The sequence below is a fragment of the Kitasatospora sp. NPDC048239 genome, assembly GCF_043202015.1.
In the GTDB taxonomy this organism is placed as follows: Bacteria; Actinomycetota; Actinomycetes; order Streptomycetales; family Streptomycetaceae; genus Kitasatospora.
In genome coordinates, this window is sequence record NZ_JBICZP010000002.1 from 446,019 (window position 1) to 465,924 (window position 19,906).

At 73.6% G+C, this 19,906-nt stretch carries 19 protein-coding genes and 1 pseudogene; 13 read left to right on the forward strand and 7 right to left on the reverse strand.

Annotated features, from left to right (window positions below):
• Positions 1 to 157 precede the first annotated feature (157 nt).
• Entirely contained in the window at positions 158 to 2,137 is a 1,980-nt protein-coding gene (locus tag ACGFZP_RS06125; protein WP_392929092.1) for a tetratricopeptide repeat protein, read from the forward strand.
• A 3-nt stretch (positions 2,138 to 2,140) separates the two neighbouring features.
• On the opposite strand, the gene ACGFZP_RS06130 is transcribed toward ACGFZP_RS06125, so the two are convergent.
• Entirely contained in the window at positions 2,141 to 2,560 is a 420-nt protein-coding gene (locus ACGFZP_RS06130; protein ID WP_392929094.1) for a Fur family transcriptional regulator, read from the reverse strand.
• A gap of 105 nt (positions 2,561 to 2,665) precedes the next feature.
• Here ACGFZP_RS06130 and ACGFZP_RS06135 point away from each other — a divergent pair, with 105 nt between their 5' ends.
• Positions 2,666 to 4,144 (forward strand): catalase, encoded by a 1,479-nt coding sequence (locus ACGFZP_RS06135; RefSeq protein WP_392929096.1) that lies wholly within the window; start codon positions 2,666 to 2,668, stop codon positions 4,142 to 4,144.
• Positions 4,145 to 4,229: 85 nt separating this feature from the next.
• On the opposite strand, the gene hisN is transcribed toward ACGFZP_RS06135, so the two are convergent.
• The 5 genes from hisN to ACGFZP_RS06160 all read right to left on the reverse strand — a co-directional run bounded on the left by hisN (position 4,230) and on the right by ACGFZP_RS06160 (position 8,845).
• On the reverse strand, positions 4,230 to 5,027 hold the full coding sequence (gene hisN / locus ACGFZP_RS06140) for a histidinol-phosphatase (RefSeq protein WP_392929098.1): 798 nt from the start codon (positions 5,025 to 5,027) through the stop codon (positions 4,230 to 4,232).
• 156 nt (positions 5,028 to 5,183) lie between these two features.
• Positions 5,184 to 5,507 carry a DMT family transporter gene (locus ACGFZP_RS06145; RefSeq protein WP_392929100.1) on the reverse strand — a complete coding sequence of 108 codons (324 nt, stop codon included), beginning with the start codon at positions 5,505 to 5,507 and terminating at the stop codon, positions 5,184 to 5,186.
• Between the two features lie 120 nt (positions 5,508 to 5,627).
• On the reverse strand, positions 5,628 to 6,683 hold the full coding sequence (rsgA, locus tag ACGFZP_RS06150; protein WP_392929102.1) for a ribosome small subunit-dependent GTPase A: 1,056 nt from the start codon (positions 6,681 to 6,683) through the stop codon (positions 5,628 to 5,630).
• A gap of 15 nt (positions 6,684 to 6,698) precedes the next feature.
• Positions 6,699 to 8,030 carry a 3-phosphoshikimate 1-carboxyvinyltransferase gene (aroA, locus tag ACGFZP_RS06155; protein ID WP_392929104.1) on the reverse strand — a complete coding sequence of 444 codons (1,332 nt, stop codon included), beginning with the start codon at positions 8,028 to 8,030 and terminating at the stop codon, positions 6,699 to 6,701.
• Positions 8,031 to 8,131: 101 nt separating this feature from the next.
• Positions 8,132 to 8,845, reverse strand: a complete 714-nt coding sequence (locus tag ACGFZP_RS06160; RefSeq protein ID WP_392929105.1) for a M50 family metallopeptidase — start codon at positions 8,843 to 8,845, stop codon at positions 8,132 to 8,134.
• A 133-nt stretch (positions 8,846 to 8,978) separates the two neighbouring features.
• On the opposite strand from ACGFZP_RS06160, the gene ACGFZP_RS06165 reads away from it, so the two are divergent.
• The 8 genes from ACGFZP_RS06165 (at position 8,979) to def (ending at position 17,009) form a co-directional block, all read left to right on the forward strand.
• Complete coding sequence (locus tag ACGFZP_RS06165) at positions 8,979 to 9,731, forward strand: SOS response-associated peptidase (RefSeq protein ID WP_392929107.1); 753 nt, start codon at positions 8,979 to 8,981, stop codon at positions 9,729 to 9,731.
• A 50-nt stretch (positions 9,732 to 9,781) separates the two neighbouring features.
• Positions 9,782 to 10,438 carry an alpha/beta family hydrolase gene (locus ACGFZP_RS06170; protein ID WP_392929110.1) on the forward strand — a complete coding sequence of 219 codons (657 nt, stop codon included), beginning with the start codon at positions 9,782 to 9,784 and terminating at the stop codon, positions 10,436 to 10,438.
• Positions 10,439 to 10,715: 277 nt separating this feature from the next.
• Positions 10,716 to 11,459 carry a sigma-70 family RNA polymerase sigma factor gene (locus ACGFZP_RS06175; protein ID WP_387944636.1) on the forward strand — a complete coding sequence of 248 codons (744 nt, stop codon included), beginning with the start codon at positions 10,716 to 10,718 and terminating at the stop codon, positions 11,457 to 11,459.
• On the forward strand, positions 11,456 to 11,845 hold the full coding sequence (rsrA, locus tag ACGFZP_RS06180; RefSeq protein WP_392929112.1) for a mycothiol system anti-sigma-R factor: 390 nt from the start codon (positions 11,456 to 11,458) through the stop codon (positions 11,843 to 11,845). The genes ACGFZP_RS06175 and rsrA overlap by 4 nt, the downstream gene beginning before the upstream one ends.
• 389 nt (positions 11,846 to 12,234) lie before the next feature.
• Positions 12,235 to 13,677: an HD-GYP domain-containing protein gene (locus tag ACGFZP_RS06185; RefSeq protein WP_392929114.1), complete on the forward strand. Its 1,443-nt coding sequence runs from the start codon at positions 12,235 to 12,237 to the stop codon at positions 13,675 to 13,677.
• 23 nt (positions 13,678 to 13,700) lie between these two features.
• The gene (locus tag ACGFZP_RS06190; protein ID WP_392929115.1) at positions 13,701 to 15,023 is read left to right on the forward strand and encodes an HD-GYP domain-containing protein; all 1,323 of its coding nucleotides are present in this window, start codon (positions 13,701 to 13,703) and stop codon (positions 15,021 to 15,023) included.
• A gap of 292 nt (positions 15,024 to 15,315) precedes the next feature.
• A complete protein-coding gene (locus tag ACGFZP_RS06195; RefSeq protein ID WP_387944294.1) occupies positions 15,316 to 16,305 on the forward strand; it encodes a tetratricopeptide repeat protein in 990 nt (329 codons plus the stop codon).
• A 62-nt stretch (positions 16,306 to 16,367) separates the two neighbouring features.
• A complete protein-coding gene (gene def / locus ACGFZP_RS06200) occupies positions 16,368 to 17,009 on the forward strand; it encodes a peptide deformylase (protein WP_392929117.1) in 642 nt (213 codons plus the stop codon).
• Between the two features lie 70 nt (positions 17,010 to 17,079).
• Here the strand turns inward: def and ACGFZP_RS06205 are convergent, their stop codons facing one another.
• Positions 17,080 to 18,138, reverse strand: a complete 1,059-nt coding sequence (locus ACGFZP_RS06205; protein WP_392929119.1) for a ferritin-like protein — start codon at positions 18,136 to 18,138, stop codon at positions 17,080 to 17,082.
• Positions 18,139 to 18,446: 308 nt separating this feature from the next.
• On the opposite strand from ACGFZP_RS06205, the gene ACGFZP_RS06210 reads away from it, so the two are divergent.
• The 3 genes and pseudogenes from ACGFZP_RS06210 to ACGFZP_RS06220 form a co-directional block, all read left to right on the forward strand.
• Positions 18,447 to 18,983 carry a DUF3995 domain-containing protein gene (locus tag ACGFZP_RS06210; protein WP_392929120.1) on the forward strand — a complete coding sequence of 179 codons (537 nt, stop codon included), beginning with the start codon at positions 18,447 to 18,449 and terminating at the stop codon, positions 18,981 to 18,983.
• A gap of 362 nt (positions 18,984 to 19,345) precedes the next feature.
• Positions 19,346 to 19,696 carry a peptidoglycan-binding protein gene (locus ACGFZP_RS06215; protein ID WP_392929122.1) on the forward strand — a complete coding sequence of 117 codons (351 nt, stop codon included), beginning with the start codon at positions 19,346 to 19,348 and terminating at the stop codon, positions 19,694 to 19,696.
• 51 nt (positions 19,697 to 19,747) lie between these two features.
• A pseudogene (locus ACGFZP_RS06220) lies at positions 19,748 to 19,900 on the forward strand (DUF397 domain-containing protein); the annotation flags it as partial.
• Positions 19,901 to 19,906: the final 6 nt, after the last annotated feature.

A 19,906-nucleotide genomic window follows, 5' to 3' on the forward strand; every position in this document is an offset into this window, starting at 1 on the left:
GCAGGTGTACGCGGGTTGCGGGTGATGCGACGATGGGACATACGGGGGACGTTGCACGGCTGCTGACCGGCCGTCGGATCCGGCAGGCCCCCTGGGGGTCCCCCTGGCCGAAGGCCGGGGGAGGATGCCGCGGCACTCTGGGGGAGCGGGAGTCGGCATGAGGCTGATCGGCAGGAACGGACCAGGAGCCAAGCCCGCAGCGACCACCGAGGCGGACACCGACGCCTGGGCGGAGAGCCCCGAGCGCCATCCCGGAGCCCTGCCCGCCCAGCGCACCAGCGGACTGACCGAGCGCCGTACCGCCGACGGCTACGGCCCCGACAGCCTGGTGCACGTCTCCGCCCGTCAGTTCGCCGCGGCCATCGGCTCGTACGGCGCGCTCACCGAGGGCGAGGCGGAGCAGGGCGGACAGCCCGGCCCCGACTCCGTCGGCTTCGACTCCGCCAGCTTCGAGACCGCCCTCGCCGCCCGCGAGCAGGCCGCCCTGGAGGCCCGGCACCGCCAGGCCGCCGACGGCGGCGACCCGGACGCCGCCAGCCGGCTCGGCACGCTGCTGCTGCGCCGCGGCGAACTGGAGGACGCCGAGCCGTACCTGCGCAGCGCCGCCGCCGCCGGGCTGCGCGCCGCCGCCAACAACCTCGGCGTGCTGCTGCACCAGCAGGGCCACCGGGCCGAGGCCGCCCAGTGGTGGCGGCAGGCCGCGGTGGCCGGCAGCGCACCGGCCGCGCACGCGCTCGGCCTCCAACTGCGCGACCAGGGCGAGGAGGAGGCCGCCGAGTACTGGCTGCACTTCGCCGCCGACCACGGCCACCCGCTCGGGGCGTACGCGCTGGGCGACCTGATGGAGCACCGGCGCGACGTGCGCGCCGAGCGCTGGTTCAAGGTGTCCGCCGACGCCGGGCACCGCGAGGCCGCCTACCGGCTGGCCCGGATGCGCGAGGCCGCGGGGGACAAGGAGACCGCCGAGACCTGGTACCGCACCGCCGCGGCGCGCAGCCACGCCCGCGCGGCGCTGCGCCTCGGGGTGCTGCTGGAGGAGCGGGCCAGGACCGACCAGTCGCTGCTGGAGGAGGCCGCCCGCTGGTACCGGCAGTCGGCGCAGAACGGCGAGCCGCGGGCCGCCTGCGCGCTGGGCTTCCTGCTGCGCGACTCCGGCGACCCCGCCGCCGCGGCCGACTGGTGGCAGGAGGCCGCCGAGGCCGGGGACGGCAACGCCGCCAACGCGCTGGGCGCACTGCACGCCGGCCGGGGCGAGGCCGCGGAGGCCGAGCGCTGGTACCGCAGCGCGCTGGACGCGGGGGACCAGAACGGGGCCTTCAACCTCGGTCTGCTCTGCGCCGGCGCCGGCCGCGACCAGCAGGCCGAGCAGTGGTACCGCCGCGCCGCCTACGCCGGGCACCGGGAGGCCTGCAACGCGCTGGCCGTGGTGCTGCTCCAGCGCGGCGACGAGTCGGGCGCCGAGCCGTGGTTCTCCAAGGCCGCCGAGGCCGGCAGCGTGGACGGCGCGTTCAACCTGGGCGTCCTGCACGCCGGGCGCGGCGAGCACCGGCAGGCGCAGGAGTGGTACGCGCGCGCCGCCGCCGAGGGGCACGGCGAGGCGGCGCTCCAGCTGGCGGTCGTCCAGGAGCAGCGCGGCAATCTGGCGGGCGCCCTGGACCGCTACCGGCAGGCGGCGGCGGGCGGTTCGGCGGAGGGCGCGTTCCGGCTGGCCTCGGTGCTGGACCGGCGGGGGGACGCGGACGCGGAGGCCGAGCACTGGTACGCGCTGGCGGCGGACGCCGGGCACCGGCGGGCCCAGGTGCGGATGGGCGTGCGGGCGGCCGAGCGCGGCGCGCTGGAGATCGCGGAGAGCTGGTACCGCAGGGCGGCGGAGGCGGGCAGCCGCAGCGCCGCGTTCAACCTGGGGCTGCTGCTGGCCCGGCAGGACAGCGAGGCCGAGGCGATGCTCTGGTACACCCGGGCCGCGGACGCCGGGCACGGGCGGGCGGCGCTGCGGCTGGCCCTGCTGGCGCTGCGGCGCGGCGAGCCGGTCCAGGCGGAGAACTGGTGCCGGCGGGCCACGGACTACGGCCCGGCCGAGGTCGCGGAGCGTGCGGGGCGCCTGTTGGGCGCGCTGCACGCCGAGTTGAGCGCGTAGCGGTCAGGGTCCGTTCGTACAGTCCGGACAGAGTCCGCGGTAGGTGATCTCGGCTCCGGAGACCACGAAGCCGAAGCGCTCGGCGGCCGGCAGCGCGGCCAGCGGGTCGCCCTGCGGGTGGACGTCGCGGATGGCGCCGCAGCCGGAGCACACCAGGTGCTGGTGGGCGTGGTGCGCGTTGGGGTCGTAGCGCTTGGCGCGGCCGTCGGTGGCGACCTCCAGCACCTCGCCGAGGCAGACCAGCTCGCCCAGCGTGTTGTAGACCGTCGCGCGGCTGATCTCGGGGAGCCGTTCGACGGCGCGGGCGTGCACCTCCTCGGCCGTGAGGTGGACGTGCTCACCGTCGAGGACCTCGGCAACGACCCGGCGCTGCGAGGTCAGCCGCCACCCACGTCCGCGAAGTCGCTCCAGCAGATCACTCATGGGTACAGGGTAAGTGACGCTCCGGACCTGGTTCCAGTATTGACTTAGACAGAGTCCAAGTTAGGATCGGTTCATCACGACCGGATCACGCGGAGGCACCCTCTTATGACCACTCAGGACGAGCTGCGCCCCACCCTCACCACGGAGGCGGGTGCCCCCGTCGCCGACAACCAGAACACCGAGACCGCCGGTGTCGGCGGTCCGGCGCTGATCCAGGACCAGCAGCTGTTCGAGAAGCTCGCGCACTTCAACCGCGAGCGGATCCCGGAGCGCGTGGTGCACGCCCGCGGCGCCGCCGCGTACGGCACCTTCACGGTGACCGCCGACGTCTCCGCGTACACCCGGGCGCACTTCCTCTCCGAGGTCGGCCGGCAGACCGAGACCTTCCTGCGGTTCTCCACCGTGGCCGGCAACCTCGGCTCCGCCGACGCCGTCCGCGACCCGCGCGGTTTCGCGCTGAAGTTCTACACCGAGGAGGGCAACTACGACCTCGTCGGCAACAACACCCCGGTGTTCTTCATCAAGGACGCCATCAAGTTCCCGGACTTCATCCACACCCAGAAGCGGGACCCGTACACCGGCTCGCAGGAGGCGGACAACGTCTGGGACTTCTGGGGCCTGTCGCCCGAGTCGACCCACCAGGTGACCTGGCTGTTCGGCGACCGCGGCATCCCCGCCTCCTACCGCCACCTCAACGGCTACGGCTCGCACACCTACCAGTGGCAGAACGAGGCCGGCGAGTACTTCTGGGTCAAGTACCACTTCAAGACCGACCAGGGCATCAGGAACCTGACGGCCGACGAGGCGGCGAAGCTCGCCGGCGAGGACCCGGACAGCCACCAGCGGGACCTGCGCGAGTCCATCGAGCGCGGCGAGTTCCCGAGCTGGACGGTGCAGGTCCAGATCATGCCGGCGGCGGACGCGGCCGGTTACCGCTTCAACCCCTTCGACCTGACCAAGGTCTGGCCGCACGCGGACTACCCGCCGATCGAGATCGGCCGGCTGGAGCTCAACCGCAACCCCGACAACGTCTTCGCCGAGGTCGAGCAGTCGATCTTCTCCCCGGCGCACTTCGTGCCCGGCATCGGCCCGTCCCCGGACAAGATGCTGCAGGGCCGGCTGTTCGCCTACGCGGACGCCCACCGCTACCGCGTCGGCATCAACGCCGACCACCTGCCGGTGAACCGCCCGCACGCCACCGAGGCGCTCACCAACAGCCGGGACGGCCACCTGTACGACGGCCGCCACGGCCGCCGCAAGAACTACGAGCCGAACAGCTTCGGCGGCGCGGTGCAGACCAACCGCCCGCTGTGGGCCGCCACGGCAGTCACCGGGGCCACCGGCACCCACGAGGCGCCCTCGCACCGCGAGGACGACGACTTCGTGCAGGCCGGCACCCTGTACCGGCTGTTCTCCGAGGACGAGAAGCAGCGGCTGATCGCCAACCTGGCCGGCTTCATCGCCAAGGTCTCGGCCGACCGCGAGGACATCGTCGAGCGGGCGGTGGAGAACTTCCGCAAGGCGGACGCCGACTACGGCCGGCGCCTGGACGAGGCGGTGCGGGAGCTACGCAAGCAGAAGTGACGCCGCCGCGTCCCCGATGAGCCGCGGGCCCGTGCCGACCGGAAAGCCGGTCGGCACGGGCCCGCACCCATGAACGGGGAAGGACTCAGACGCTGAGGCGGCGCAGGGCCTCCTCGTGCAGCAGGCCGTTGGAGGCGACCGCGTCGGCGCCGCCGGGGCCGGGGACGCCGTCCAGGCCGGTGAAGCGGCCGCCGGCCTCCTCGACGATGACGCAGTTGGCGGCCATGTCCCAGAGCGACAGCTCGGGCTCGGCGGCGATGTCCACCGCGCCCTCGGCGACCATCATGTAGGACCAGAAGTCCCCGTAGGCGCGGGTGCGCCAGCACGCCCGGGTGAGGTCCAGGAACGGGTCGAGGCGGCCGCGGTCCTCCCAGCCGGAGAGCGAGGAGTAGGAGAACGACGCGTCCTCGATCCGGGAGACCCCGGAGACGTGGATCCGGCTCGCCTTGGCCAGGCTGCGGCCGGCGAAGGCGCCGAGGTCCTTGGCGGCCCACCAGCGGCGGTTCAGCGCGGGGGCGGAGACGATGCCGACCACCGGGCGCTCCACGCCGTCCGGGCCGTCCTCCAGCAGCGCGATCAGGGTGGCCCAGACCGGTACGCCGCGGATGTAGTTCTTGGTGCCGTCGATCGGGTCGATCACCCAGCGGCGCGGGCCGGAGCCCTGCAGGCCGAACTCCTCGCCGAGCACCGCGTCGCGCGGTCGGGCCCGCTGGAGGACCCCGCGCACATGCTCCTCGGCCGCCTTGTCGGCGTCGCTGACCGGGGTCAGGTCGGGCTTGGTCTCGATCTTCAGGTCGAGGGCGCGGAAGCGCTCCAGGGTGATCGAGTCGGCCGAGTCGGCGAGGACATGGGCGAGTCGGAGATCGTCGTGGTAGTCGGCCATGGTCGAAACCCTAGCGAGCCGTACCCGATCGGGACAGTCGGGCTCGCGGAGCGGACGCCGTGCGTCCGGCCGCCGTGGAGCACCCCGCGAGGGCCCCCGGCCAGGGGCGGGCGGGCGTCCGGGGCCGTACGGCTCGGGGCGGCGCCGAGCCGCGCGTCAGTGCGCCGAGCCGCTCAGCTGGAGCCCGATCACCCCGGCGATCACCAGGGAGATCGAGACCAGCTTGAGCGCCGAGGTGGTCTCCTCCAGGAAGACCATGCCGTAGATCGCGGTGCCGGCCGCGCCGATCCCGGTCCACACCGCGTAGGCCGGGCCGACCGGCAGGCTCTTCAGGGAGAGGGTGAGCAGGCCGAAACTGCTGAGGGCGAACACGCAGAAGCTGATGGTGGGCCAGAGCTTGGTGAACCCCTCGCTGAGCTTGAGGTTGATCGCGAAGCCGGTCTCCAGCAGGCCGGCCAGGATCACCAGGGCCCATGCCATCGCGTGCTCTCCCTGTCGATCGAGGTGTCGGACCGTAACCCGGCCCGACTTTCCTATGATCACCAGGCCTGGCCGGTCCGACACCTCGAACGCGCGGAAAACAAGCGGCGCGCCGCGCCGTCAGTCCCCCTCGCGGGTCTCCTTGCTGGCCAGCAGCCGGCGCAGCGAGTAGAGCCGGGCGGCCTCGGCGTGGCCGTCCGCCACCCAGGCGTCCAGCGCGCAGTCCGGCTCGTCGTGGCTGCACGCGCGGGGGCAGTCGGCGGTGCCGGGCTCCAGATCGGGGAAGGCGAGGATGACCCGGGAGGGGTCGATGTGCGAGAGGCCGAAGGAGCGGAAGCCCGGGGTGTCGATCACCCAGCCCGGATCGAGCGCCTTCTTCGAGCCCGGCTTGACCCCGGGGGGAGGCGGCAGCCGCAGCGCCAGCGCCGAGACGGTGGTGTGCCGGCCGCGGCCGGTCACCGCGTTGACCACCCCGGTGGTCCGCTGGTGCAGCGGCACGAGGGCGTTGACCAGGGTGGTCTTCCCGACGCCGGAGTGCCCGATGAACACCGTCGACAGCCCGCGCAGGTGCGCCCGGACGGCCTCGGCGCCCTCGGTGGCCAGCTCGTCCCGACGGGTCACCACGTAGTTGATGCCGAGCGGGGCGTACGACTCCAGCAGCGGCTCGGCCCGGGCCAGGTCGGACTTGGTGAGCACCAGCAGCGGCTCCATGCCCGCGTCGTAGGCGGCCACCAGGCAGCGGTCGATCAGCCGGGGCCGGGGCTCCGGGTCGGCGAGCGCGGTGACGATGGCCAGCTGCTGCGCGTTGGCGACCACGATCCGCTCGTACGGGTCGTCGTCGTCCGCGGTGCGGCGCAGCACCGAGGTGCGCTCCTCGACCCGGACGATCCGGGCCAGGGTGTCGGCGTCCCCCGAGAGGTCGCCGACGATGTTGACGATGTCTCCGACGACGACGCCCTTGCGGCCCAGCTCGCGGGCCTTCATGGCGACGATCTCGCGTTCCTGCCGGGTGCCCGCGTCGAGCAGGCAGGTCAGCCGGCCGCGGTCGACGGTGAGGACCATCGCCTCGGCGGCGTCGTCGTGTTTGGGCCGGATCCGGGTCCGCGGCCGGGAGCCGCGGCGTGCGGGGCGGTTGCGGATGTCGTCCTCGTCGGCGTCCTTGCCGTAGCGGCGCATGTGCTCAGTCTCCGCTCAGCCGCCCGCCACCGCTTCGCCGAGCAGGTCCGCCCACATGACCGGGAAGTCGGGCAGGGTCTTGGCGGTGGTGGCCACGTTCTCCACCTGGACGCCCTTGACGGCCAGGCCGATCACCGCGGCGGCGGTGGCCAGGCGGTGGTCCTCGTAGGTGTGGAAGACGCCGCCGTGCAGCGGGCGCGGGCGGATCCGCAGGCCGTCCTCGGTCTCGGTGACGTCGCCGCCGAGGTCGTTGATCTCCTTGGCGAGCGCGGCCAGCCGGTCGGTCTCGTGCAGCCGCAGGTGGGCGATGCCGTACAGGTGGGACTCGGAGTCGGCCAGCGCGGCGACGGCGGCGATCACCGGGGTCAGCTCGCCGACGTCGTGCAGGTCCGCCTCGATGCCGTGGATCCGGCCGCTGCCGGTGAACTGCAGGCCCTCGTCGGTGAACTCGCAGACGCCGCCCATCCGCGTGTAGATCTCGCGCAGCTGGTCGCCGGGCTGGGTGGTGTGCTTCGGCCAGTCGCGGACGGCGACCCGGCCGCCGGTGACCAGCGCGGCGGCGAAGAACGGCGCGGCGTTGGAGAGGTCGGGCTCGACGACCATGTCGCGGCCGAGCAGGGCGCCGGGAGTGACCCGCCAGACGTCCTTCTCGCCGCCGTCCTCGGGGGCGTCGACCTGGACCCCGGCGAGGCGCAGCATCTCCACCGTCATCCGGATGTGCGGGAGGGAGGGGACGGGGCCGCCGACGTGGCGGACCTCGACGCCCTGGTTGTAGCGGGCGCCGGAGAGCAGCAGGGCGGAGACGAACTGCGAGGAGGAGGAGGCGTCCAGCTCGACCGGGCCGCCGTCCAGCGCGCCGGTGCCGTGCACGGTGAGCGGGAAGGCGCCGCGGCCGCCGTCGTCGATCCGGCCGCCGAGCGCGCGCAGGGCGTTGATCACGCCGTGCTGGGGGCGCTCGTAGCTGCGGGGGTCGCCGTCGAAGTGGACCGGGCCGTCGGCGAGGACGGCGAGCGGGGGCAGGAAGCGCATGACCGTGCCGGCGTTGCCGACGTCGATGGAGGCGGGGCCGAGCAGGGCGGGCGCGGGGATGACCCGCCAGGCCTCGCCGCCGCCGGTGCCGCCGGCGTCGTTGTTGACCCGCTCCTCGATGCCGACGCCGAGGGCGCGCAGGCCGTCGGCCATCAGCTGGGAGTCGCGGCTGCGCAGCGGGCGCCGCACCCAGCCGGGCTCGCCGGCGAGGGCGGCCAGCACCAGGGCCCGGTTGGTGACCGACTTGGAGCCGGGGATGGTGACGGTGGCGTCAACGGGGGTGGTCGCGACGGGGGCGGGCCACAGGGTCTCGGTCATGGGGCAAGTTTAGGGGCCGTACGGGAACTGTCCCCGCCCGTGGCCGGATGGCGGGACGGTCCGGCGGCCGCCGCGCCCTGGGGGGTCTTTGCAAGGACGGCTTAGTAGCCCAGCAGCCAGTTCGCGCCGAGGGCCAGGCAGGCGAGGGCGGTCACCAGGAACAGCGTCACCCAGGCGAGGCCGGGGATGCCGGTGATCCGGGCCAGCTGGTCGGCGTCGGAGTCGCCGGCCTGGCCGCGGCGGCGCTGGTGCTGGAGCTCCACCACCGGGCGGACGCCGCCGAACAGCAGGAACCAGCTGCCGAGGTAGGCGAAGGCGGCCTGGACCTCGGTGCTGCCGTACCAGGAGACCAGCAGGAAGGCGGCGCAGGCCAGCAGGACGGAGAACAGCCCGAAGGCGTTGCGGATCCGGACCAGCAGGGCCAGCAGCAGCGCGATGGCCAGCCAGAGCAGCAGGGTGATCCGGCCCCCGCCGAGCAGGGCGGCGCCGCCGAGGCCGAGCAGCGCGGGGGTGGTGTAGCCGGCGGCGGCGGTGAGCACCATGCCGGGCCCGGTGGGGTGGCCGTAGGAGAGGGTCAGGCCGGAGGTGTCGGAGTGCAGCCGGATGCCGGCCAGCCTGCGGCCGGTGAGGCGGGCGACCAGGCCGTGGCCGCCCTCGTGGGCGATGGTCACCGCGTTGCGGCCGAACCGCCACAGCGGCCGGAACAGCACGGTGAGCAGCGCGGCGGCGCCGGTGGCCAGGACGAGCCAGCCGGGCGGGGCGGGCTGGGTGCCGGTGACGCGGTCCCACACCTCGCCGATGCTCTGGGTGTCCATGCGTGCGCTCCCTGCCTGCGGTCCGGCGGCCGAGGTGGCAGCCTCCCATGCGGGGACGGCCGGGCGGCGGCGGGGGGTTCCGCTGTTCGGGATGAGGAATCGGTGAGAGTGCGGCGCGTGGCAAGCTGACGGCATGTGCGGTCGCTTCGCCTCCAGCAGTAGGCCCGAGGACATCGTCGAGCTGTTCGGCGTCCGGCAGTGGGATCCGGCCGAGACGCTGGCGCCCAGTTGGAACGTCGCCCCGACCGAGAGCGCCTTCGTGGTGCTGGACCGGGTGCCCAAGGGCGGCACGAAGCCGGTGCGGCAGCTGCGGGTGCTGCGCTGGGGCCTGGTGCCGCAGTGGTCGAGGTCCGCCGAGACGGCGGTGAAGATGATCAACGCCCGGTCGGACACGGTGCACGAGAAGCCCTCGTACCGGCAGGCCTTCGCGTCCCGGCGCTGCATCCTGCCGGTCGACGGCTACTACGAGTGGCAGACGCTGCCGGGTGAGCGCGGCAAGCCCCGCAAGAAGCCGTTCTTCGTCTCCCGGGCGGACGGCGCCCCGCTGGCGCTGGCCGGGCTGTACGAGTTCTGGCGCAACCGGACGGTGCCGGCCGGGCACCCGGAGGCGTGGCTGGTCACCTTCACCATCGTCACCACCGGGGCGGAGGAGCTGCTCGCGCCGATCCACGAGCGGATGCCGCTCTTCCTCGACCCGGGCTCCTTCGACGACTGGCTCGACCCGGCGGCGGTCGAACCGGAGGAGCTGCGCCGACTGCTGATACCTCCGCCGCCCGGTGCGCTGCTGGCCACCCCGGTCTCGCCGGCCGTCGGCAGCATCCGCAACAACGGACCCGAGCTGACCCGGCCGTGGACCGAGGTCGAGCACGAGACCACGCTCTTCTGAACACCGCGTTCTCCGAGCACCGCGCCTTTCCGAACCGGGAGCCCCGCACGATGACCACCGAACTCCTCCCCACCCCCGCCGGGAACGCCCGGATCACCTGGCACCGGGCGGCCGACCAGGCGGCGGTGCTGGCGCTCGGGCACGGCGCGGGCGGCGGGATCGAGGCCAGGGACCTCGCCGCGCTGGCGGCCGCGCTGCCGCCGCTGGGGTTCACCGTGGCGCTGGTCGAGCAGCCGTGGCGGGTGGCGGGCAAGCGGCTCGGGCCGGCGCCGAAGACCCTGGACACGGCCTGGACGCCGGTCGCCGAGCGGCTGGCCGGGGACGGGCCGCCGCTGGTGGTCGGCGGGCGCAGCGCCGGGGCCAGGGTGGCCTGCCGGACGGGCGCGGCCACCGGCGCGGTGGGGGTGCTGGCACTGGCGTTCCCGCTGCACCCGCCGGGGCGGCCGGAGAAGAGCCGGGCGCAGGAGCTGCTGGAGTCGGGCCTGCCGACGCTGGTGGTGCAGAGCGTGGCCGATCCGTTCGGCGGCCCGGCGGAGTTCCCGGAGCTGCCGGCCGGGCACGAGCTGGTGTCCGTGCCGTACGGCGGCCACGGGTTCGACGTGCCGAAGCGGGCGCCGATCGGGCAGGAGGAGGTGCTGGAGCTGATCACCGGCGCGGTCGGCGGCTGGCTGTCGGGGCTGCTCAGGGCCGCTACGGGTGGTTCGTGAGCGGGCTGTGGCCGCCCGCTCACCCTGGCGGGTGAATCAAGGGGGCGGGGCGGGAATGCGGGCGCCCTCGGTGTGGTTGACACCCTCGTCAGCTTGAGTCCCGAGGTGGAAGGCAGCACAGATGGGTTCGATCGCGTGCCCCGAGCGGCCGGAGGAGCGCGAGGCCGCCACGGCCTTTGCCCCTGCATGGTCGGAGTGGATTGCCGCGGGCGAGAAGCCCGTCAGGCCGATATCCTCCATTTCGGGGCGGCCCGCCGTGGGGCGCCATGCCGAGGAGGTGGGTCCGGTCGTCGGGACCGAGCACGAGGCCGAGCCGGGCAGGGGCCCGGGCGAGAGCCTGCCCACGGGCGAGGCGCTCACCGGTGAGGAGCTGGCCGAGGCGATCGGTGAGGACACCTTCCGGGTGTCGGCGGAGGAGAGCGAGGAGGCCCGGCGGGAGCGCTTCGAGCGCGACGCCCTGGGCTACCTGGATCCGATGTACTCGGCGGCGCTGCGGATGACCCGCAACCCGGCCGATGCGGAGGACCTGCTCCAGGAGGCGTTCGCCAAGGCGTACGCGTCCTTCCACCAGTTCCGTGAGGGCACCAACCTCAAGGCCTGGCTGTACCGCATCCTCACCAACACGTTCATCAACTCGTACCGCAAGAAGCAGCGGGAGCCCCAGCGCACCGCCGCCGAGGAGATCGAGGACTGGCAGCTGGCCAGGGCCGAGTCGCACATGTCGACCGGTCTGCGCTCGGCCGAGACCCAGGCGCTCGACCACCTCCCGGACAGCGACGTGAAGGACGCCCTCCAGGCCATTCCGGAGGAATTCCGTATCGCCGTCTATCTCGCGGACGTAGAGGGCTTTGCGTACAAGGAGATCGCGGACATCATGGGTACTCCCATCGGTACGGTGATGTCCCGGCTGCACCGCGGCCGTCGTCAGCTGCGCGGCATGCTGGAGGATTACGCCCGTGAGCGCGGGCTCGTCCCGGCCGGCAGCGGGGCAGGGCAGGAAGCGAAGGGCTCGGGCTCATGAGCTGCGGCGATCCGCACGACACCGAGTGTGGCGAGGTCCTCGACCACCTCTATGAATTCCTCGACAACGAGATGGCCGAGGGCGACTACGACAAGTTGCGGGTGCACTTCGAGGAGTGCTCCCCGTGCCTGGAGAAGTACGGGCTGGAGCAGGCGATCAAGGCGCTGATCAAGCGCTGCTGCGGGTGCGACGACACCCCGGCCGACCTGCGCGGCAAGGTGCTGGCCAGGATCGACTCGATCCGTGCCGGGCAGCGCTCCGGCGAGGCGGTGGTGGTCGCCGTCGACGCCGCGGACGTCCATGTCGCCGTGCCGCCGAAGGCCGCCACCGAGGCGGCGGTCCGGTCGGTGGGCGCGTCGGTCGAGGCGGGCGCTCCGGCGGAGTGAGCGGCGGTCCGCCGACCGGCGGGCGGACGCGTGTTCGCATCGGATACGGCGGATTGGCCGGATCCGGTGGGCCCGCCGTGCCGGGTGGATCGGCCGGACAGGCCTGACACCTCGGATTCCACGGATACCTGGACACCCGGCCCCGGGAGCACGCGCTCCCGGGGCCGCTCCCTTTCTGCTCGTATGCGCCGTCACTCGTTCGAGTGAGTTGGTAATGCGCCAGCTGCGGCATTCCGCGATCATGCGTCCTTGCACCGGAGCGGCGGCCTATCCTCCTGACGGACACTCACCGCCGGTCCGCCCGGCGCGCTGAGCGCAGAGCGGGCCAGGACGGCGGGGAGGTCGAGATCGCTACCGACAGTGGAGGCGAAGCCCTGCGGGAGGGCGCCGTGCGGTACCTGGTGGCCGTCCCGGTGGCGGCGCTCTGCTGCCTGCTGCCGCTGCTGTCCGACGCGCTCCCGCTCGGGGCGCCCCGCTGGCTGGGCGGGCCGGTCGACTGGCCCAAGGTCGGCCTGCTGGCGTTCCTGCACGGCTGCTGGGAGTCGCTCGCCCAGGGCCTGCCCACGCCCTGTCTGCGGCTGCTGCGGCTGGTGCTGCGCCGGCCGCTGCCGGAGCGGGCCCCGACCCGGTCCGGGGCGAACGCCTTCTTCCCGGTGCTCTTCGCCGGGGTGCTGATGCTGCCGCCCGCCGCCGCCGCGCTGGTGGCCGTCCCGGCCGGGCTGCTCGGCCACCCCGAGCCGCACTTCTGGCTGCGGCAGCTGTGGAACGGCTCGCAGCTCGCGCTCTGCGCGTTCGCCTCCTCGGTGGTGTTCCACCTGCTGTGCGGGCCGCAGCTGCTGCTGGGCTCGCGGTTCCCGGCCGCGCTGCTGCCCGCGCTGGCCGCCGTCGGCACGTTCTGCCTGGCCAACGGGGTGCTGGTGGGCGTGATGCTGGTACTCGCCGAGGGGCGGCGGCCCGGGGTGCTGCTGCGCGGGCCGGCCGCCGCGGTCGGGCTGCCGGTCCTGGTGCACGCGGCCGGCGGACTGATGGTCGCGGTGCTCTGGCAGGGCCCGTACGGGGCCTTCGCGGCGCTGCTGGCGCTGCTGCCGCTCTCCATCTCCGCGTGGGTGTTCGCCCAGGGCCACCGGGAGCGCGACGCCCACCAGGCCACCGTCCAGGCGCTGGTGCAGGCGGTCGAGATCAAGGACGCGTACACCCGCGGCCACAGCGAACGGGTGGGCAGGGCCGCCGTGCTGATCGCCGGTCAGCTGGGCATGGAGGCCGAGCGCCTGCGCACGCTGCGGTTCGCGGGCATCCTGCACGACGTCGGCAAGCTGGGCGTGGCCACCGAGCTGCTGCGCAGAAACGGTCCCCTCACCGAGGCCGAGCGACGGGCCGTGGAGGTGCACCCGGTGTACGGGTACGAGCTGGTGCACGGGATCGCCTTCCTCGGCGAGGCGCACGCCGGGATCCTGCACCACCACGAGCGGATGGACGGCCGGGGCTATCCGAGCGGGCTGGTGGGGCAGCAGATCCCGGAGTTCGCCCGGATCATCTCGGTGGCCGACGCCTTCGACTCGATGACCTCGACGCGCTCCTACCGGCGCGGGCGGCCGGTCACCGAGGCGGTCGCCGAGCTGCAGCGCTGCTCGGGCAGCCAGTTCGACCCGGTGATGGTGGGGGCGCTGGTGGACGCGCTCGCCGTGCACGACTGGCAGCCGGTGCTGCCGCCGCCCGGCGACTGCATCCGGGCGGTGCCGGATATTCCGCTCGGGGTGCCCGAGCCGGCCCGGGCGGCCCCGCGCCGGGTGCCGGCCCAGGGCGGGACCGGGCCGATGGCCGGTCAGCCGTGATCGGGACGGGCGGGGCGGGCCGGATGGGCGGGACCGGCCGGGCACGCGGGACGGCGGCGTTCGGGCCCGGTCCGGGGGCGGTGCACGCCGGGGCGGTCGGGCTGTTCGCCGTGGCGCTCGGGGCGGTCGTGGTGCGCGGAGTGTCCGCGCCCGGGGTGGCGCTGGCCTTCGTCGTGCTGATCGCGCTCGGCGAGTGCGTCCGGATCACCCTTCCGGGCGATCGCGAGCAGGCGCCGATCGGGGCCGCCGGGGCGCTCGCCTACGCCCTGCTGGGGCCGCTGCGCGGGCTGCCGACCGCCCACGGGGTGCTCCAGGTGGTCGTGGTCGCGGGGGTGGGGATGCTGCTCGCGCTGCTTCCCTCGGCGGTGGTGCCCCGGTCGGCGCGGCGGCACCGGCGGCGGCCGTGGAACGACCCGGCCCGGCGGGACACCGCGGCCCGGCGGCTGATCGGGGTGGGCTTCGCCGCGGTGCTCTTCCAACCGCTCTACAACAGCGGCCTGGTCGACCGGTACTCGCCGGACGGCCCCGCGTACGGGGTGTTCCTGACCGTGGTGGCCGCGCTGGCGGCGCTGTGCGATGCCACGCTCGCCGCGGCGCTGCGGCGGGCGCGCAGCGGGCTGCGGTTCCCGGCGGCGCTGGAGGACGAGCTGCGCTCGCTGTTCGGGATCGGCTCGGCGATCGTCGCCACCGGGATGCTGGTCAGCCTCGCGGCGGGCGAGGTGGGGCTCTGGGCGCTGCCGCTGTTCTGCGCGCCGCTGCTGCTGGCCCAGGTGTCGTTCCGGCGGGCCGCCGCCGCCCGGGCCACCACCGGGCAGACCATCGCCAGCCTGGCCAAGGCCACCGAGGTGGCCGGCTACACCCCGCCGGGGCATGCCCGCAGGGTCGCCGACACGGCGTGCGCGCTGGGGCGCGAGCTGGGGCTGGGCACCCGTGAGCTCGCCCTGTTGGAGTACGCGGCGCTGATGCACGACGTCGGGCAGCTGTCGCTGGTGGAGCCGGTGCCGGACGGGGCGACGGCGCTGCTGTCGGACGAGGAGCAGCAGCGGATCGCCCGGCTGGGGAGCGAGGTGATCCGGCGGACGGGGGTGCCGCGGCAGGTGGCCGAGCAGGTCGCCCGGTCGGCGGACCCGTGGCACGGGCCGGACGGGGGCGCGGACCGCTCGGTGCCGCTGGCGGCGCGGATCATCCGGGTGGCCAACGCGCACGACGACCTGCTGACGGCGGCCCGGGGGCGGGGCGTGGGGGAGGCGGTCGGGGGGCTGGAGGTGCTGGAGGCGCTGCGGATGGGGCGCGGGCGGGTCTACGACGCCCGGGTCGTCGACGCACTGGTGAGGGTGCGGGGCTAGATTCCCGCCGGGCTCAGGCTCGGCCCCGGCTCGGGCCCGGGTCGTGTCCGGGCCGTCTCCGGGGCCGGTCCGGCGGCTGGGGTTGAGGCCGGGCGGCGGGGCGGGCAGGCTGGGTAGGGGCGGGGGCCGGAAGCAGGTGCAACCGCGGCGGTGGGGAGCGCAGGCGGCAGCGGGCGTGGTTGGATGCGGTCGTAGCGTGGAACACCGACCCGGGGCACCGGGACCGTGACGCGGGAGCGGATACGGGAGAAGTGGTGCGGGACTTCAGCGGACGACGACGGCAGGGACGAACGTGAGGATCTTCCACCGGGCACGGCACCGGCCGTCCGCCACCTGGCGGCAGACGACCGACCGGGCCTTCACGCTGATCGGCGACGGCCGCTTCGAGGACGCGGGCGCGCTGCTGGTGATGGCCGCCGATCTGGAGCCGTGGCTGTCGGACTCCTGGTTCAACCTCGCGCTGCTGCACAAGTTCCGCCGGGACTGGGAGCAGGCCCGGGCGGCCGGGCTGCGGGCGGTGGCGCTGCTGGACCGCGAGCAGGGCGCGCCGGACTGGTGGAACCTGGGGATCACGGCGACGGCGCTGCAGGACTGGCCGCTGGCGCGGCGGGCCTGGCAGGCGTACGGGCTGCGGCTGCCCGGCGGCCCCGGGGCGCAGCCGGACGGTCCGGTGAGCCTGGACCTGGGGACGACCCCGGTGCGGCTGTCGCCGGACGGCGAGTCCGAGGTGGTGTGGGGGCGCCGGCTGGACCCGGCCCGGATCGAGGTGCTGTCGATTCCGCTGCCGTCCTCCGGCCGCCGGTGGGGCGAGGTGGTGCTGCACGACGGCGCCCCGCACGGCGAGCGGGTGACCGACGGCGTGGCGTACCCGGTGTTCGACGAGATCGAGCTGTGGGCGCCGTCCCCGGTGCCGACGTACGTGGTGCTGCTGCAGGCCGCCACGGCGGGGGACCGGGACGCGCTGGAGCGGCTGGTCGCGGACGCGGGGTACGCGGCGGAGGACTGGACGTCCTCGGTGCGGCTGCTGTGCCGGGCGTGTTCGGAGAGCCGGATGGCGTCCGACGACGGCCACACGGCCCACCACGATCCGCACGACGACGGGGACGCGGCCCACCCGGGGCACCTGAGCCATCTGAGTCAGGGCGCGGGCGGGATGTCCTGGCTGGTGGAGCGGGAGTGCGGGCTCGCGGCGCCGGCCGGGGTGGTGCGTACGCTGCTGGACCGCTGGGTGGCGGCGGCGCCGGGGACCAGGGCGTATCGGGATCTCGAAGAAGTCTGCTGACCGGGCCGCTTACTCTTGATCGGTATACCTCGGTAGTCCACGGAATCGGAAGATAAGCAGCGATGGCGGAGCAGCACGACCACCAGCACGACCACGACCACGAGCCCGAGCAGGGCGAGGCCCAGCCGGTGAAGGTGGTCGGCGAGGAGCCGGACCTCTCGAAGGGCACCGCGCGTCCGATCACGGTGTACGGCAACCCGGTGCTGCACCGGGAGGTCAAGGACGTCACCGTGTTCGACGGTGAGCTGTCGGCGCTGATCGACGACATGTTCCAGTCGATGTACGCGGCCGAGGGCGTCGGCCTGGCCGCGAACCAGGTCGGCGTGGACCTCAAGGTCTTCGTCTACGACTGCCCGGACGACGAGGGCGTGCGCCACATCGGCCACGTAGTCAACCCCGTCCTGGAGGAGCTGCCGGCCGGCAGCAAGCGGGTGCTGGACGACGGCAACGAGGGCTGCCTCTCGGTGCCGACGGCCTACGCCGAGCTGCCCCGGCCCGACTACGCCGCGGTGACCGGCGTCGACAAGGACGGCAACCCGATCCGCGTCGAGGGCACCGGCTTCTTCGCCCGCTGCCTGCAGCACGAGACGGACCACCTGTACGGGTTCCTGTACATCGACAAGCTGTCCAAGCGGGACCGCAAGGACGCGCTGCGGCAGATGGCCGAGGGCACGCCGCGGTACGCGACGGTGGCGAACGACTGACGTCCGAGGGCGTGTTGAAGGCCGGTGCGGCGAAATCGCACCGGCCTTCGTCGTTCCGCGGCGCGGGCTGCTACTGGACGAACAGCCACTCCGGGCCGTAGGTGAAGCGGGGATCGGCGGGGAGCTTGACGCCGTTGACCTGCTGGGCGGCGCGGCGCATCTGGCCCATCAGGCCGATGGCCGGGCCGATCGAGTCCGGGCCGTCGGCGCCCCAGGCGCCTTCGAGGGCGCGCAGCATGTCGCTGTAGTGCTGGTTGAAGGTGCGCAGGAGGCCGGCGGTGGTCGCGTCGGGCTCGTTGCCGGGGGAGTTGGCCCAGCCGCCCTGGGGGACGCGGGCGACCGGGGAGGTGTCCGGCAGCGGGAGGTCGGGGCCGGCGAACTCGAACTTCCCCGTCTGGTCGTCGAAGACCAGCTTCTTGCCGACGGCGATCTCCTTGAAGGCGTAGTAGTGGGCGAGTTCGCCCGGGGAGCCCGGGAAGGGGTTCACCGGGGAGGCCGTGGTGCCCTCGCCCTGTTCCTGGATGATGTTGATCGCCTTCAGGACGTCGTCGATGGTGTTCATCGGGATGATGTCGTTGCCGGCGCCGTGGCTCGACCCGAGCGGGAACTCCACCTGCCGCTGACCGGTGAGCAGGTGGGCGAACTTCGGGAACACGTTGGCGATGCGCTGGTAGAAGGCGCCGATCGTGTTGCCGTCGGCGGCGAAGGCGAGCGGGTGCTCGGGCTTCTCGATGTCGGCGAACAGGCAGGCCGAGTCGCGGCTCAGCCCGCTGAGGAAGACCTCCAGCCCGGGGTTGACGCCGCCGGGGAGCTGGCCCGGGTACTTGGGCACGGTGGCGGGGTCGGTGAGGACGACGGTGCCGCCGATGCTGGTGAGCATGTTGCAGACCAGGCCGAAGTGGGACATCTCGTCGAAGACGATCTCGCGGATGGTGTGGCGGACCGGCTTGCCGTTGTCCGGGTCGGTGATCGACCAGAGGGCGGTGGCGTAGGGCGGGATGGTGGAGAGCTCCAGCATGATCGCCCGCTGGAGCGCGTCCTTGAGCTCCTGCTCGGTCCAGTCCTCCTCCGCCATGTTCATGAGCTGGACGATCGCATCGCTCTTGTAGTCGAGGATTCCGGTCGGCACGGTGGGCCCCTTTCGTTCGGCTGTGCGCCGGACCGTACGCGGGGGTTGATCGTGTGCGGATGTCCCGCGGCGGCGCGGCCCGGTAGTTCATCCGTACGGGCGGCGCGCGCGGGCGCGGGCGCCCCGCCCGGTGGTTCGCCTGAATCCTCGCGGTTCTTGCGCAGGAAGGCGGCCCCTCCGACTTCCTGCGCAGGGGCCGCCTCCCCCCGCAGGGGGAGTGGGATCGTGCGGCGGCCGGATCCGCCGCGGGTGCTCACGAGGGAAGACTCGGATCACCGCGCCGAACCCGACGATCCCCGGAGAGCCCCATGGCCGCCGTGACCGCCCTCCCGCTGCCCGACCGGAGCAACCGTTCTTCCGGGTGGGCCGGCTACGCGGCCGCCGGGGCCGCGCTCGCCTATGCGGCACCGCACTTCTGGTGGGGCGCCGGCGTCGCGGCGACCTTCCCGGGCGACTTTGCCTCGGCGCCGCACGGCACATGGGCGGCGGCGACCGGATACTGGGGGATGGGGCTGGTCGCCGTGTTCGGCGCGGTGCTCTCGCTCGCCCTGGTACGCCCGTGGGGCCGGCGGATCCCGGCCCGCCTGATCGCCGTTCCGGCGGCGATCGCCTCCGTCGGCATGGTGCTCTGGGGCTTCACCTACTTCGCCATGCAGTACCTGCTCGCCGCGGACCGCGTGGTCTCCGCGCCCGCCTTCGCCGCGAAGGACGCCCACCCGCAGGCCGCCTGGGGCCTCTTCTGGTACGGCCTCTTCCTCGCCTGGGGCCTAGCCCTGGGCCTGGCCGCCCGCCACCGCCTTCGCCGTGCGAACCGCGCGAACTGTGCGAACTGCGCGCGGGCCTGAGCAGCCGCGACCACGCGCGTGAGAAGTCGGACCGGCCGGGGCTGGTGCAGGAGCGGATGGCGTCGCGGTGGGCCGTGGTCGTCTCCACCCACCGTCCGTCAGAGTGGGACGTCACCAATTGGGGGCATGGTGGCGTCCCAATTCCCAGGTCAGCGTCGTGAGACGAATCCCGGGATGCCGCCTGCGGGGTTTGGCGCCACTCGGAGTGGGTTGCGGATTCCTATAGTTGACGCAGCGCCAGGGGTGAAGAGGGCCCCCTGGTGAATTCCGAAACACCGTCAAGAGGGGGAAGGGCCATGCGCAAGCGCAGGGTTGCCAGGATCGGTCTCGTTGCGGGCACCGCGGCATTGTTCGTGAGCGGCATGCTGAGCGGCAGCGCCCAGGCCAGGGTCGGAGTGAGCTACATCGGCAACGGCTACCCCAACACGAAGGCCGGCGTGTGGTGCGTGCAGCACAGCCTCAACCACATCTTCAAGACCATGAACATCTACCACGCACAGATCAAGGAAGACAGCCTGTTCGGCCCGCAGACGGAGGAGGCGATCAGGTACCTGCAGGCCAATGACACCGACCCGAACACCGAGGTCGACGGCATCGTCGGGCCGGCCACGGGCAGCACGCTCTACGCCTGGGGCGACCCCCGGTACAACTACAATTCGGGCACCAACGGCTCCTGCTACTGGAGCCTGCCCACCGAGGGCATCTGGGGCTAGGAAGCCCCAGGAGGCCCTTGCCGGACCGGCCGACCGGGCACGTACAGCGGTCAGGGCGGGAGCTGCGTCGGGACGCGGGTCGGGTTGATGGCGACGGCCCTCCGGGACTCCAGGGATCCGGAGGGGCCGGCTCTGCTCCTCGCCGCCGGGGCGTGGGCGGCCTTCGTGACAGGGGCCGGGTGCGGGGACCTTCCGGTCTTCTGAGCCCAA